This is a genomic window from Pseudomonas sp. PLMAX (assembly GCF_046042685.1).
GTDB lineage: Bacteria > Pseudomonadota > Gammaproteobacteria > Pseudomonadales > Pseudomonadaceae > Aquipseudomonas > Aquipseudomonas putida_AE.
Genome location: NZ_CP064949.1, coordinates 2,365,143 through 2,378,244, shown reverse-complemented (window position 1 = coordinate 2,378,244; position 13,102 = coordinate 2,365,143). Strand labels below are relative to the sequence as shown.

The window sequence follows — 13,102 nt, the reverse complement described above, 5'->3', positions numbered from 1 at the left end:
TGACCTGAAGCGGATCGACCCCGCTGCGTTTAAACGCAGCGGGGTCGTTGCACCGACATATTCATGTCATGCGTGGGTCGGGTACTCCCGGGCATAACTTTCGCGGAAACGCCGGCAACCGCGCCACAGCAAAAGCACGGTCAACGCCGATGCACCGGCGATCACCACCGACATCGAAGAGCCCACTGCTGCTGGCGATCCGAAGTAGCGATCGGTCAACAACGCCACCAGCGTGGTGCCCAGGCCCAACCCCAGCAGATTGCTGATTAGCAGGAACACCGCCGAGACCTGTGCGCGCACCTGGTTCGGCGCGAGGATCTGCATCGCCGCCGTGGACGCCGGCATCGGGAACGAAGCGAAGAACATCGCCGGCACCAATAGCGTCACCGACAGCCACAGTTGATCGACTTGCGGAAACAGCACGGCCGGCACCGCCATGCCCAGGGCGCCGATCACGCCGGTGCGCATCGCGGCATCCTGGTGACCTTTCTTCGCCAGGTAATCGGTGAGCCAGCCACCGAACAGCACCCCGGCGGTGTTGGCCAGCAACAGCACGGTGCCGAGCATGTAGCCCGCTTCCATCGGGGTCAGGCCGAACTTGCGGATGTACAGCGCCGGGCTCCAGCTCATCATGCAGAACAGCACCATGGCGTAGAACGAAAAGCCCAGGTAATGGCAGGTGAAGGTGGCACGGTGGCGCCCGAGAAAGCGCAGGCCATCGCTCATTCCGACCTTCTTGGCCCTACCCTGCGCATCGACCTGCAGGCCCTTGCGCGCAGGGTCGCGCACGGTGAGCCAGATCAGCAGGCCGACCACGATGCCCGGCAGGCCGACAATGAAGAACGCCAGTTGCCAGGCCTTCATCGCACCGAGAAAAGCCACCTCGATGGTGTTCATGTCCTTGAGCATGGCGATCACATAGCCGCCCACCAGGAAGGCCAGGCCACCACCGACGAACGAGCCGATCGAGTAGATGCCGACGGCGCGTCCGAGTTTCTCCTTGGGGAACATGTCGCTGAACATCGAGTAGGCCGAGGGCGACAGCGCCGCTTCGCCGACGCCGACGCCGATGCGCGCGAGGAACATGTGCAGGAAGTTTTTGCTCAGGCCGCAGGCGGCCGTCGCCAGGCTCCAGAACACCACGCCGACGGCAATGATCTTCGGCCTGGAGAAGCGATCGGCCAGGTAGGCGATGGGCATGCCCATGAAGGCGTAGAACAACGAAAAGGCCAGCCCGTGCAGCAGGCTGAACTGGGTGTCGCTGATCTGCAGGTCGGCCTTGATAGGCTCGATCATCAGCGCCAGGATCTGCCGATCCACGAATGAAAAGATGTAGGCGATCATACACAGGCCGACCACGTACCACTCGTAGATATAGGTTTTCTTTTTCTGTTGTTGCAGGACCGTATTATCGACCTGGATATTCACTAGTGTTTGCTCCTTCTCGAATCCGCTCATGGGCGCAGCGCGCCGGGTGACGGTGCACGGCGCACCGACTGGATAGTTGCGGGGCAGATGCAAAGGACAATGGGTTCGAACATGGTCAGGCCTCTTATTGTTATGGGGGTAGGCACGCTTACCAGAACTTCCAGGTGTAGGTCGTGGCGACACGGAACTCGTTGTAGTCGTAGCCGTACTTCTGTTTCACATCGATGTTGCGCAGGTCCAGCCCGAGGCCTGCCAGCGCCCCGCTCTGCACCACGTAGCTGAGCCCCAGGAAACGTTCGCTTTCCTGGTTGTCGCTCAGGTTGCCGCCACGGTCCCAGTTCGTGCCCTTGATGTAGCGGGTATAGAACTTCAGCCCAGGCATTCCCATCCCGGCAAAGTCGTAGCTGTAGCGTGCGCCCCAGGATTTTTCATCCGGGCGGACAAACCCCAGGGACGACCAGTGCACCAGGTAAGGTTGCGGGATATAGCCGTTCATGGTCGGGAACACGCTGTCACCGAGCATGCGCTGGTAACTGAGGCCAAACATGTGCGCGCCCTTGAGCAGGGAGAACAAGGCACCGTAGGAACGGTTGTCGATTTCACCGTTCAAGGCACTGCCGTCTTCATTGTTATTGAAGTAGCGCAGGTCGGTCTTGAGTTTGTAGCCATTGCCCAAATCAGCCATATGCATCAGGCCGAAATAGTGCTGCTGATAAATGTCGTGCAACACGCCATAGAAGTAACTGGCTTGCAGAGTCTTGGTAATGTCGTAAGTAACTCCGCCAAAATCCAGGCCGTCACTGTCGAGATTGTCGGTGGAGCCGAATTTATAAAGTTTCTCGTGGTTGGAAGATTCCCGTGTCACGGCGGACCAGAACCGACCACCGGTCATCGTCAAGCCGTCCACTTCCTTGGACTCGACCACCGCCCCTTGGTAGATGGTATCCAGCTGCCGACTGGTGTCATCGAACGCCACCGGCAACTGCGGGCGAAGGTCACCGACTTTCAACTCGGTCTTGCTGTAGCGCATCTTGAACGTTGCACCGGCGCGACTGTAGTCATCGGCCGTCTGCTGCTCACTCACGCTGTAGGGCAATGAACCGTCGTTGCCCGACGAATCCAGGCGCACGGCGTATTGCGCATCCACATCGAGGCCGATGGCCAAGGCCGTGTCGGTATACCCGGAAGTAAATTGCGCATCGAAACCCTGGGACCAACTGTGCACTTCGGAAACCGGTGCATCGGTGTTGGTGTAGTTGCGATGCAAGTAGAAGTTGCGGGTGTCCACCTTGAAGTGACTGTCATCGATGAGATCTGCATGGGACGGCGAACAGATCATCCCCAACACGCTGGCAATACCGAGCCCACGGCAAGACTGCTTTACCTGATACATCCAACATCTCCACATCTGTATGTGCCTGGGCACTGTATTTATAGGAGCAGTGTCAAACGAAGAACAAAACGCTTTCTTGTTGTTATGGCGCCAGGCGAGCCCGATGGAACAATCCACTACGACGGCACGCCCAAGGTCTACGCACGGTAAGCGAGTGGACGCCGCGCCGGTATCAAGACGAACAGCATCCGAAGGGGGGAAATCTCCAACGCGGCTAAAGGTTTCCCTTAGTCGAGCGTGAGCAGGTGGCCATCGAGTTGATTTTCCAGGCGCCTTGTTTACGCATAGGCGTATCTGGCATAGCTCGGTAAACTGGTGGGCAAGCTTGTCGGGGTAATTTTTTCAATTCAGGAATAAACGTGACCAAATCTATTGAGGACAATGCGTCTCTCGAGTCCTTTTCTCTTGAGAGTCCCTCCCCCCTGTATGCGCGGGTCAAGCAGATCATCATGCAGAAGATTCGCTCCGGTGCCTGGCTGCCCAATTCCAAGGTGCCGTCTGAAAGCGAATTGCTGAATTTGCTGGGGGTCAGTCGCATGACCATCAACCGCGCCTTGCGCGAGCTGACCATTGAAGGCTCGCTGGTGCGCATGCAAGGGGTTGGCACCTTCGTGGCGGAGCCCAAGGGGCATGCTGCGCTTTTCGAGATCCACAACATCGCCGAAGAAATCGAGGCCCGGGGTCACGAGCACCGCTGCGAAGTGATCGTGCTCGAGGAGATGCCGGAGCGGGCCCGCGCTTCCATGCCCTTCCCCCTGGAGGGGGTCAAGCGCCTGTTCCATTCGGTGGTGGTGCACCACGAGAACGGTGTGCCAGTGCAGATCGAAGAACGCTTCGTCAATGCCGAGGTCGCACCCGCTTATTTGCAGCAGGACTTTACCCAGGTCACGCCCTACGCCTACCTGATCCAGTTGGCCCCGCTGACCGAAGGCGAACATGTGGTCGAGTCGATCCATGCCAAATCCGCGGAGTGCAAGCTGTTGCAAATCAAACGGTATGAGCCGTGTCTGCTGATTCGCCGCCGCACTTGGGCCGCCAAAGGCCAGGTCGGTTGTGCGCGGCTGGTGTATCCCGGTTCGCGTTATCGCCTGGAAGGCAAGTTCGGCAACTGATTTACCCGTCGAGCGGCCCCCGCTTGCCGCTCGACAAGGCTGTTGTTGCAGACATTCTGCAGGTGCTGTTACTGCCAAGGCCAAATGTGGCAAAAAAGTGACATTCCAGCGTTTCCTTTCGCACAAAAGTGTTACGAGATGCTCACCTTCGCAGCGAATATTTTCAAAGTTGCAACAGAATCTTGATCAGGCTATGCGTTAATCAAGTTTTCTCTGTTTTGTTAACTCTTTGATTCAAATCGATTTATCACCTTTATAGAATTCTTCTGCGGACGCCAGATCGGATTTTGGCCCTTCACTTGCATTCACTTGTACATACAGGTTGGTATAAGCATACATGTACATCCTTGTTTGCCGATGCCACGCCACTGACCGCTGAATGAGGAGAACGCCATGACCACTAAGAACACACGCCTGCGTGATGTTGAAATCCGCGCTGCCCGCGGTAACAAGCTGACCGCCAAGAGCTGGCTGACCGAGGCGCCGCTGCGCATGCTGATGAACAACCTCGACCCGCAAGTCGCCGAGAACCCTAAAGAACTGGTGGTTTACGGTGGTATCGGTCGTGCGGCACGTAACTGGGAGTGCTACGACAAGATCGTCGAAAGCCTGACCCACCTGAACGACGACGAGACCCTGCTGGTGCAATCCGGCAAGCCGGTCGGCGTGTTCAAGACCCACGCCAACGCCCCGCGCGTACTGATCGCCAACTCCAACCTGGTGCCACACTGGGCGAGCTGGGAACACTTCAACGAACTCGACGCCAAGGGCCTGGCCATGTACGGCCAGATGACCGCCGGCAGCTGGATCTACATCGGCAGCCAGGGCATCGTCCAGGGCACCTACGAAACCTTCGTCGAAGCCGGTCGCCAGCACTACAACGATGACCTCAAAGGCAAGTGGGTACTGACCGCAGGCCTTGGCGGCATGGGCGGTGCCCAGCCTCTGGCCGCGACCCTGGCCGGCGCGTGCTCGCTGAACATCGAATGCCAGCAGAGCCGTATCGACTTCCGCCTGAGCAGCCGCTACGTCGATGAACAGGCCAAAGACCTCGACGACGCGCTGGCCCGCATCGCCAAATACACCAAAGAAGGCAAGGCGATCTCCATCGCACTGCTGGGCAACGCCGCGGAAATCCTGCCGGAGCTGGTCAAGCGCGGTGTGCGCCCGGACATGGTTACCGACCAGACCAGCGCCCACGACCCGCTCAACGGCTACCTGCCGGCCGGCTGGAGCTGGGAGCAGTATCGCGATCGCGCTGTCACTGATCCGGCGATGGTGATCAAGGCTGCCAAACAATCGATGGCTGTCCATGTCCAGGCCATGCTGGACTTCCAGAAGCAAGGCATCCCGACCTTCGACTACGGCAACAACATCCGCCAGATGGCGCAAGAAGAAGGCGTAGAAAACGCCTTCGACTTCCCAGGCTTCGTGCCGGCCTACATCCGTCCACTGTTCTGCCGTGGCATCGGTCCGTTCCGCTGGGCGGCGCTGTCGGGTAACGCCGAAGACATCTACAAGACCGACGCCAAGGTCAAGGAGCTGATCCCGGACGACGCCCACCTGCACAACTGGCTGGACATGGCCCGCGAGCGCATCAGCTTCCAGGGTCTGCCGGCACGTATCTGCTGGGTAGGCCTGGGCCTGCGCGCCAAGCTGGGCCTGGCGTTCAACGAAATGGTGCGCAGCGGCGAGCTGTCCGCGCCGATCGTGATCGGTCGCGACCATTTGGACTCAGGTTCCGTAGCGAGCCCGAACCGCGAAACCGAAGCGATGCAGGACGGTTCCGACGCCGTCTCCGACTGGCCACTGCTCAACGCCCTGCTCAACACCGCGAGCGGCGCGACCTGGGTTTCCCTGCACCACGGCGGCGGCGTCGGCATGGGCTTCTCCCAGCACTCGGGCATGGTGATTGTCTGCGACGGTACCGATGAAGCGGCCGAGCGTATCGCTCGCGTGTTGCACAACGACCCGGCGACCGGCGTGATGCGTCATGCGGATGCCGGTTACCAGATCGCGATCGACTGCGCCAGGGAGCAGGGGCTGAACCTGCCGATGATTACCGGTCAATAAAACCGGCCTTGACCGACGCAAACCTGTAGGAGCTGGCTTGCCAGCGAATGCCGCACCGAGGTGTGTCAGGAAAGACGCCTTCGCGAGCAAGCTCGCTCCTACAGGGGGATTGCACATCCGGAATAACAATTCAGCCCCTTTCCCGAGGAAACTGCCATGAGCAACAACCCGTTTACCCAACAACTACAGGGCGTTCGCGTACTGGACCTGAGCCGCGTACTGGCCGGCCCGCACTGCACCGCCATGCTGGCAGACCTCGGCGCCGACGTCATCAAGTTCGAAGTGCCGGGGCACGGCGATGACAGCCGCCACCTGGGCCCGTTCAAGGATGGCGAAAGCGTCTATTTCGGCCTGATCAATCGCGGCAAGCGCAGTGTCGAGATGGACTTCAAGTCTGCCCAGGACCTGGCCCTGTTGTATGAATTGGTACGCGATGCCGACGTCGTCGTGGAGAACTTCCGCCCCGGCGTAACCCGTCGCCTGGGCATCGACTTCGATACCCTCAAGCAATACAACCCGAGGCTGATCTACGCGAGCATTTCCGGCTTTGGCCAGCACGGCCCGCTGTCCAACAAGCCCGCCTACGACATTGTCGCGCAAGCGATGTCCGGCCTGATGAGCGTCACCGGTTTTGCCGAGACGGGACCGACGCGCAGCGGCGAGTCCATCGGCGATCTGTGTGCCGGTGTCTATGCCGCCTGGGCGATCAGCTCGGCGCTGTTCGCCCGCGAGCGGCACACCCCGGGTGCGCAATTTATCGACGTGGCCATGTTTGATGTGTTGTTCAGCCTGCAAATGACCGGGCTGTCCAATCTCTTCGCCCACGGCGTTGCGCCCGGCCTGGTCGGCAACCGTCATCCGGTATCGACACCCTTCGACACCTACTCTGGAGCCGACGGCCAGGTGGTCATCGCGGTGGCGAGCGACAAGCTGTTCCAACGCTTGTGCCAGTGCATGGGCAAGCCGGAACTGGCCAACGACCCACGCTTCGCCGAGGACCCGCAACGGACGTTGAACGAGCCGGCGTTGCGCGCACAAATCGAACACTGGACGCGCCAGCTGAGCGTCGAGCAGGCCTGCGACATCCTGCTCGATGCCGGCGTGCCCTCCTCCCCGGTGTGGAACCTCGCCCAGGCCGCCGACAGTGAACAGGCGCACGCCCGTCAACTGCTGATCCGGCCCGAGGGCGCCGCGCAACCGCTGGTGCCGCAACCGGTTTTCTTCAATGGCCACAAACCCCACGCCGTCACCCTCGCCCCACGCCTGGGCGCCGACAACGCGGCATTCGGCATGAACAAACAGGAGCTTTCCCATGAACTTTGAATTGGATCAAGTGGAACTGGCGGTGATCGAATCCGCTGAAAAACTGGCCCGCGAGGTGATCCAGCCCCGCGCCCAGCATTACGACGAAACCGAAACCTTCTGCGCCGAAAGCCTGCAAGCCTTGGCAGAACTGGGTGGCATGGGCATCAACCTGCCGGAGGAATATGGCGGGCTGGGGATTGGCAGCCTGGCCATGAGCCGTGTGGTCGAGGCCGTGGCCGGTGCTTGTGCCTCCACCGCGTCGGCCTTGACCGCGCACTACCTCGCGACCGACTCGATCCTGATCGGCGGCACCGAAGCGCAAAAGCAGGAATGGTTGCCCCGCGCCGCCAGCGGCGAGTTACTCGGCGCTTTCGCCCTGACCGAACCGGCAGCGGGTAGCAACCCGGCCGACATGCGCTGCCGTGCGCAACCTGAAGACGGTGGCTGGAGAATTCGCGGCAGCAAGCACTACATCACCAACGCCCGCGAAGCCGGTTTCATCGTGCTCTATGCCAAGACCGACGCCGACGCCGGGCACAAGGGCATCAGCGCGTTCATGATTCCCCAGGGCACCGAGGGCATCAGTTTTTCCAGCCCGGAAAAAACCATGGGCCTGCGCGGTAGCACCATCTATGAGCTATCCCTGGACTGCTGGTTGCCCGCGTCGGCACTACTGGGTAGCGAAGGCGACGGTTTCAACACGGCCATGGCGGTGCTCGATCGCGGCCGCGTCGAAGTGGCGGCGATGTCCCTGGGGGTGGCCAATGCGGCGTTACAGGCCAGCCTGGGCTGGGTCCGCGAACGGCAGATCGGGCCCAAACCGCTGGCGGCCTATCAAGGCACGCAATGGCGCCTGGCCGACATGCACACGCAACTGGAAGCCGCGCGCATGCTCACCTGGAAAGCCGCCGCGCGTCGCGACAGCGGTGAACGTTTCAGCCTGGAGTCGGCCACCGCCAAGCTGTTCGCCGCCGAATGCGCCGGCTTCGTCACCGATGCCGCGCTGCAGCTGCACGGTGGCTATGGCTACATCCGCGACCTCCCGCTGGAACGCTACGTTCGCGACGCGCGCATCCTGCGAATTTTCGAGGGCACCTCGGAAGTACAGAAAATCATCATTTCGCGAAGCGTGCTCGACGCCCAGCGTTAACAACGCGACAACCGGGGCCTGATCCCAGGCCCCGCCCTTTTTATCCCAACCCGAGAAGGTTGTCGTATGCCACGACACCCGAGAGGAACCGCCATGTCCGCCTCCAAAGAAAGTGCGCAGCGCAAGACGTATATAGAACGGCGATCCATCGATTACATCCCCGAATCGGAGCGCCATGGCCGGCTGCTCAGCCAGTTCACACTATGGTTCGGCGCCAACCTGCAAGTCACCGCGATCGTTACCGGGGCGCTGGCCGTGGTGCTGGGCGGTGATGTGTTCTGGTCGTTGATCGGCCTGCTGATCGGGCAACTGCTGGGCGGCGCGATCATGGCCCTGCATGCGGCCCAGGGGCCACAGCTGGGCCTCCCCCAGATGATCTCCAGTCGCGTGCAGTTCGGCGTCTATGGCGCGGTCATTCCCATCGTGCTGGCCTGCCTGATGTATGTGGGGTTTTCGGCCAGCGGTTCGGTGCTCGCCGGCCAGGCCATCAGCCAACTGATGAAGGTCAGCGATGCCAGCGGCATTCTGATTTTCGCGACCATGATCGTCGTGCTGACCGTGCTCGGTTATCGGACCATCCATGTGATCGGGCGGCTGTCGAGCCTGATTGGCGTGGTGTCGTTTTTCTACCTGTTCTATCGCTTGCTGTCGGCCCACGACATCGGCGAACTGCTGGCCAACCGGCATTTTTCCCTGAGCAGTTTTCTGTTGACCATCTCGCTGTCAGCCTCCTGGCAAATCGCCTTCGGCCCCTACGTCGCGGACTATTCGCGCTACCTGCCGAGAACCACATCCGCCGTGAAGACCTTTCTCGCCGTCGGCCTGGGATCGGTGATCGGCACACAGATCTCGATGATCTTCGGTGTGTTCGTCGCGGCGCTGGCGGGCGATCAGTTTGCCGGCCATGAGGTGTCCTACATCGTTGGCCTGGGGGCGAGTGGCTTTGTCGCCTCGCTGCTGTTTTTCAGTATCGTGTTCGGCAAGGTCACCATCACCACTCTCAACGCCTACGGCAGCTTCATGTCCCTGGCCACGATCGTCAGCGGCTTTCGCGGCAATCAGGAAATCTCCAGGACCCTGCGCTCGATCTACATCCTGATCATGGTCGGGTTGGCGACAGCGCTGGCACTGATGGGGCGGCACTCGTTCCTGCATGATTTTTCCGCTTTCATCCTGTTCCTGCTGGCGTTTTTCACCCCCTGGAGCGCTATCAACCTGGTGGATTTCTACCTGGTGACCAAAGAGCGCTACGACATACCCGCCCTGTCCGATCCCGATGGCCGCTATGGACGCTGGAACCTGCCGGGCATTGCGGTCTACACACTTGGGGTACTGATTCAGATGCCGTTCATTGCTACCAGTTTCTACACTGGTCCCCTGGTCGAGACACTGGGCGGCACCGATATCTCATGGCTGATCGGCCTGATCGTTCCCGCCATCATCTACTACTGGGTGGCGCGGGGTTCGCGACAACGGATTCCTTCGCGACTGATTCTGCCGCAGGAGACCACCCCGGTCTGATCCACCTCAACACAGGGCCGCTCGCCCGGGCTGCCCTGTCCCTAAGCCAGATCGAGTTTCTTCCATGCCTGCCGCTAACGCCTGCGCCCTTTCGCCACCCACCCCTCGCGACCGGCTTGTTCACGCTGCAGTCGAACTCTTCGCCACACGCGGCTTCCAGGCCATTGGCCTGCGTGACCTGGCAGGTCACCTGGGGCTGCAGGCCGGGTCGCTTTACCACCACATCGAAAATAAACAGTGCTTGTTGTTCGAGCTCATCGAGTCCGCCTTGTCAGACTTGCTGCTCACGACCAGGCGCCGCCTGAAAGGCGCCAGGAACCCAACCGAACGGCTACGTCGTTTTGTCCAGGCATTCGTCAGCTTTGCTCTGCTTGAAAGGCACCGATTGATCCTGGTGACCCGCGAGTTCGTCAACCTCAACGAGGAACAGCAACGCCACGCCGACCAGTCGAAGCGCGCACACAGCAAGCTGTTGAGCGACATCATCGCCGAGCAATACCGGGTGAAGGGCAAGCCGGATGCCGAGACCTGCCTGATCACCCACGCGGTGATGGGCATGCTCTATGGCCAGTTGCAGTGGAGCGAAGTGCAGATCACCCAACAGCACCTGACGGACTTGTTCACCGGTTGTGTCATGCGCATGATCGCCAGTAGCCAGGATATCGCGCTACGGGAGCCTCAGGACGTCGAAGAGGATGGATTTTTGTAACGCAACGCCTCCACCAGCAACGCAAACGCGGGCGACGCCTGGCGCCGACTCGGGTAATAGAGATGAAAACCGGCAAACCATGGCGACCAGTCTTCCAGCACTTGAACCAGGCGCCCGGCTTCGAGGTGAGGCGCGACCAGGTCATGGGGAATGTAGCTCAACCCGAAACCGTCCAGCGCCGCTGCCAACAGCTGATAAACACCGTTGTAGGTCACCTGGCCTGTCACGCGAACCTTGAGACGTTCGCCATCCTTGGCGAACTCCCAGGCATACAGGCCGCCGTTGGTGGGCAAGCGCAGGTTATTGCACAAGTGATCTGTGAGCGCCCGAGGCGTCGTGGGTAGTTCACGGTTGGCAAAGTAGCCAGGAGCCCCCACCACCGACATGCGCATGTCCGGCCCGATACGCGTGGCAATCATGCCTTGCGCCACGTCCTCGCCCAGCCTGACCCCGGCATCAAAGCCCTGTGCGGCGATGTCGACGAAGCTGTAGTCGCAACAGACTTCCACCGAGATGTCCGGATACCTGGGGAGAAAGTCTTTGAGAACGGGCCGAATGATCTGGTCCAGCACATGGTCCATTGCGTTGATACGGATATTGCCTGCGGGGGTGTCGCGCAGATCACTCAGGTCAGCCAGCTCCAGTTCGATTTCCTCGAAGTGGGGCCCCACCCTGCTCATCAGACGCTCGCCGGCCTCGGTGGGAGAAACGCTGCGGGTGGTGCGCGTCAACAAACGCAGTCCAAGGCGCGCTTCCAGGCCACGAATCGTATGGCTCAGCGCTGATTGGGAGACGCCGAGCCTGGCAGCGGCCTTGGTAAAGCTTCGCTCCTTTGCCACGGCGAGGAAGGCAAGCAGATCACTGGCGTTTTCCCTGAGCATTGATGAGAACCTCACATAAATATTTTCGGATTCTAGCCTCTAATCATATTAATGAGCAGCTGATAGATTTTAGATCCATTCAGGTCGTCACCGACGGCTGTTGCCTCAAGGGAACCGTCATGAAAAATCTCGCGGCCACGGCGTCGCTGTCATTGCTCGCTTTCGATGTAACCGCAGAAGGGGAAAAACCCATGCTCTTCATTAACCCGAACGGCTCGCAGCCTTCCGCCAAGGGACCCGCCGATTTCTTTACGGGCACTGTTCGGGTCGACGCGCCGTTCAAGGGGACACAAGAGGCGCGGGTCAGCGGTGCCACCGTGACCTTTGAACCGGGTGCTCGTACTGCCTGGCACACTCACCCCCTGGGCCAGACCTTGATCGTCACGGCAGGATCGGGCCTGGTGCAGGCGCTGGGGCAACCGGTTCGTTCAATCAAACCGGGAGACACCGTGTGGATTCCACCAAACATCAAACACTGGCACGGCGCGACCGCCACCACTGCAATGACGCATATCGCCATTGCCGAAGTGCTGGACGGCAAAGTGGTCGACTGGATGGAGCAGGTCAGCGACGAACAGTACGCCCAAGGGCGTTGATCGAATTCACACGAGGTCCTCATGAAAAACACCCGCAAAGTCACAGTCGTCATTGGAGCAGGTTCGATTGGCCAGGCGATTGCCCGCCGCGTAAGCACGGGTAAACATGTCCTGCTGGCCGACCTGCGCCAGGAGAACGCTGACGCAGCGGCCAAGGTGCTGCTCGACGCAGGCTTCGAAGTCAGCACGACCGTCGTCGACGTTTCTTCGCGCGAATCGGTCGAGACACTGGTTCGAATGGCAACCGCCATCGGTGACATCACCGGCGTGATACACGCGGCGGGTGTTTCACCTTCGCAAGCGCCGGTCGCGACCATCCTGCGAGTGGACCTTTATGGCACGGCCCTGGTGCTGGAAGCGTTTGGCAACGTGATCGCCGAGGGTGGTTCGGCAATCGTCATCGCCTCGCAGTCCGGCCATCGCCTGCCCGCCCTGACACCCGAACAGGACAAGGCACTGGCCACCACGCCGGTCGAGAAGTTGCTGGCGCTGCCCATGCTTCAGGCCGACCAGGTGACTGATCCATTGAACGCCTATCAGATCTCCAAGCGCGCCAATTCGCTGCGCGTGATGGCCGAGGCCGTACGCTGGGGCAAGCGCGGGGCACGAGTCAACGCCATCAGCCCCGGCATCATCTTCACCCCACTGGCCAGAGACGAATTGAGCGGTCCGCGTGGCGAAGGCTACCGCCGCATGATCGATCTTAGCGCTGCCGGCCGTGGCGGCACACCCGACGAAGTCGGTGCAGTCGCGGCGTTACTGATGGGGCCCGAAGGAACCTTCATCACCGGCAGCGACTTTCTCATGGATGGCGGCGTCACCGCAGCCTACTGGTACGGCGACCTGGCGCCCGCAAGATCAATCAGAGCAGCCCCATGGATCGGTTGATTAGCGACATCTTTGAGTCGATAGCTACCCTTCACGACAGGCAGCT

General features: G+C 60.6%; 11 protein-coding genes. 8 read left to right on the top strand and 3 right to left on the bottom strand.

Annotated elements, in window-relative coordinates:
• Window positions 1-66: 66 nt before the first annotated feature.
• On the bottom strand, window positions 67-1,428 hold the full coding sequence (locus tag DKB71_RS10940; protein WP_408600364.1) for a spinster family MFS transporter: 1,362 nt from the start codon (window positions 1,426-1,428) through the stop codon (window positions 67-69).
• 148 nt (window positions 1,429-1,576) lie between these two features.
• Window positions 1,577-2,821, bottom strand: coding sequence for an OprD family outer membrane porin (locus tag DKB71_RS10935; RefSeq protein WP_408600362.1), 1,245 nt, complete (start codon window positions 2,819-2,821; stop codon window positions 1,577-1,579).
• Window positions 2,822-3,180: 359 nt separating this feature from the next.
• On the opposite strand from DKB71_RS10935, the gene hutC reads away from it, so the two are divergent.
• From hutC to DKB71_RS10905, 6 genes are all read left to right on the top strand, one after another.
• The gene (gene hutC / locus DKB71_RS10930) at window positions 3,181-3,933 is read left to right on the top strand and encodes a histidine utilization repressor (protein WP_408600361.1); all 753 of its coding nucleotides are present in this window, start codon (window positions 3,181-3,183) and stop codon (window positions 3,931-3,933) included.
• Window positions 3,934-4,326: 393 nt separating this feature from the next.
• On the top strand, window positions 4,327-6,006 hold the full coding sequence (gene hutU, locus DKB71_RS10925) for a urocanate hydratase (RefSeq protein ID WP_408600360.1): 1,680 nt from the start codon (window positions 4,327-4,329) through the stop codon (window positions 6,004-6,006).
• Window positions 6,007-6,162: 156 nt separating this feature from the next.
• Window positions 6,163-7,329 (top strand): CaiB/BaiF CoA transferase family protein, encoded by a 1,167-nt coding sequence (locus tag DKB71_RS10920; RefSeq protein WP_408600359.1) that lies wholly within the window; start codon window positions 6,163-6,165, stop codon window positions 7,327-7,329.
• Entirely contained in the window at window positions 7,319-8,461 is a 1,143-nt protein-coding gene (locus DKB71_RS10915; protein ID WP_408600358.1) for an acyl-CoA dehydrogenase family protein, read from the top strand. Before DKB71_RS10920 ends, DKB71_RS10915 begins: the two co-directional genes overlap by 11 nt.
• Window positions 8,462-8,554: 93 nt before the next feature.
• Window positions 8,555-9,982, top strand: coding sequence for a purine-cytosine permease family protein (locus tag DKB71_RS10910; protein WP_408600357.1), 1,428 nt, complete (start codon window positions 8,555-8,557; stop codon window positions 9,980-9,982).
• 64 nt (window positions 9,983-10,046) lie between these two features.
• Window positions 10,047-10,691: a TetR/AcrR family transcriptional regulator gene (locus DKB71_RS10905; protein ID WP_408600356.1), complete on the top strand. Its 645-nt coding sequence runs from the start codon at window positions 10,047-10,049 to the stop codon at window positions 10,689-10,691.
• Here the strand turns inward: DKB71_RS10905 and DKB71_RS10900 are convergent.
• Complete coding sequence (locus tag DKB71_RS10900; RefSeq protein ID WP_408600355.1) at window positions 10,661-11,572, bottom strand: LysR family transcriptional regulator; 912 nt, start codon at window positions 11,570-11,572, stop codon at window positions 10,661-10,663. The genes DKB71_RS10905 and DKB71_RS10900 overlap by 31 nt on opposite strands.
• A 191-nt stretch (window positions 11,573-11,763) precedes the next feature.
• Between DKB71_RS10900 and DKB71_RS10895 the strand changes: the two genes are divergently transcribed.
• Both DKB71_RS10895 and DKB71_RS10890 read left to right on the top strand, forming a co-directional pair.
• On the top strand, window positions 11,764-12,168 hold the full coding sequence (locus DKB71_RS10895) for a cupin domain-containing protein (protein ID WP_408601085.1): 405 nt from the start codon (window positions 11,764-11,766) through the stop codon (window positions 12,166-12,168).
• Window positions 12,169-12,189: 21 nt separating this feature from the next.
• Entirely contained in the window at window positions 12,190-13,056 is an 867-nt protein-coding gene (locus DKB71_RS10890) for an SDR family oxidoreductase (protein WP_408600354.1), read from the top strand.
• Window positions 13,057-13,102 lie beyond the last annotated feature (46 nt).

What these genes read in the sequence shown, in the direction of transcription:
- hutU (WP_408600360.1), top strand. Translation starts at nt 4,327, where the DNA reads ATGACCACTAAGAACACACGCCTGCGTGATGTTGAAATCCGCGCTGCC.
- DKB71_RS10905 (WP_408600356.1), top strand. Translation starts at nt 10,047, where the DNA reads ATGCCTGCCGCTAACGCCTGCGCCCTTTCGCCACCCACCCCTCGCGAC.
- DKB71_RS10900 (WP_408600355.1), bottom strand. Translation starts at nt 11,572, where the DNA reads ATGCTCAGGGAAAACGCCAGTGATCTGCTTGCCTTCCTCGCCGTGGCA.
- DKB71_RS10890 (WP_408600354.1), top strand. Translation starts at nt 12,190, where the DNA reads ATGAAAAACACCCGCAAAGTCACAGTCGTCATTGGAGCAGGTTCGATT.
- DKB71_RS10920 (WP_408600359.1), top strand. Translation starts at nt 6,163, where the DNA reads ATGAGCAACAACCCGTTTACCCAACAACTACAGGGCGTTCGCGTACTG.
- DKB71_RS10910 (WP_408600357.1), top strand. Translation starts at nt 8,555, where the DNA reads ATGTCCGCCTCCAAAGAAAGTGCGCAGCGCAAGACGTATATAGAACGG.
- DKB71_RS10915 (WP_408600358.1), top strand. Translation starts at nt 7,319, where the DNA reads ATGAACTTTGAATTGGATCAAGTGGAACTGGCGGTGATCGAATCCGCT.
- DKB71_RS10895 (WP_408601085.1), top strand. Translation starts at nt 11,764, where the DNA reads ATGCTCTTCATTAACCCGAACGGCTCGCAGCCTTCCGCCAAGGGACCC.
- DKB71_RS10935 (WP_408600362.1), bottom strand. Translation starts at nt 2,821, where the DNA reads ATGTATCAGGTAAAGCAGTCTTGCCGTGGGCTCGGTATTGCCAGCGTG.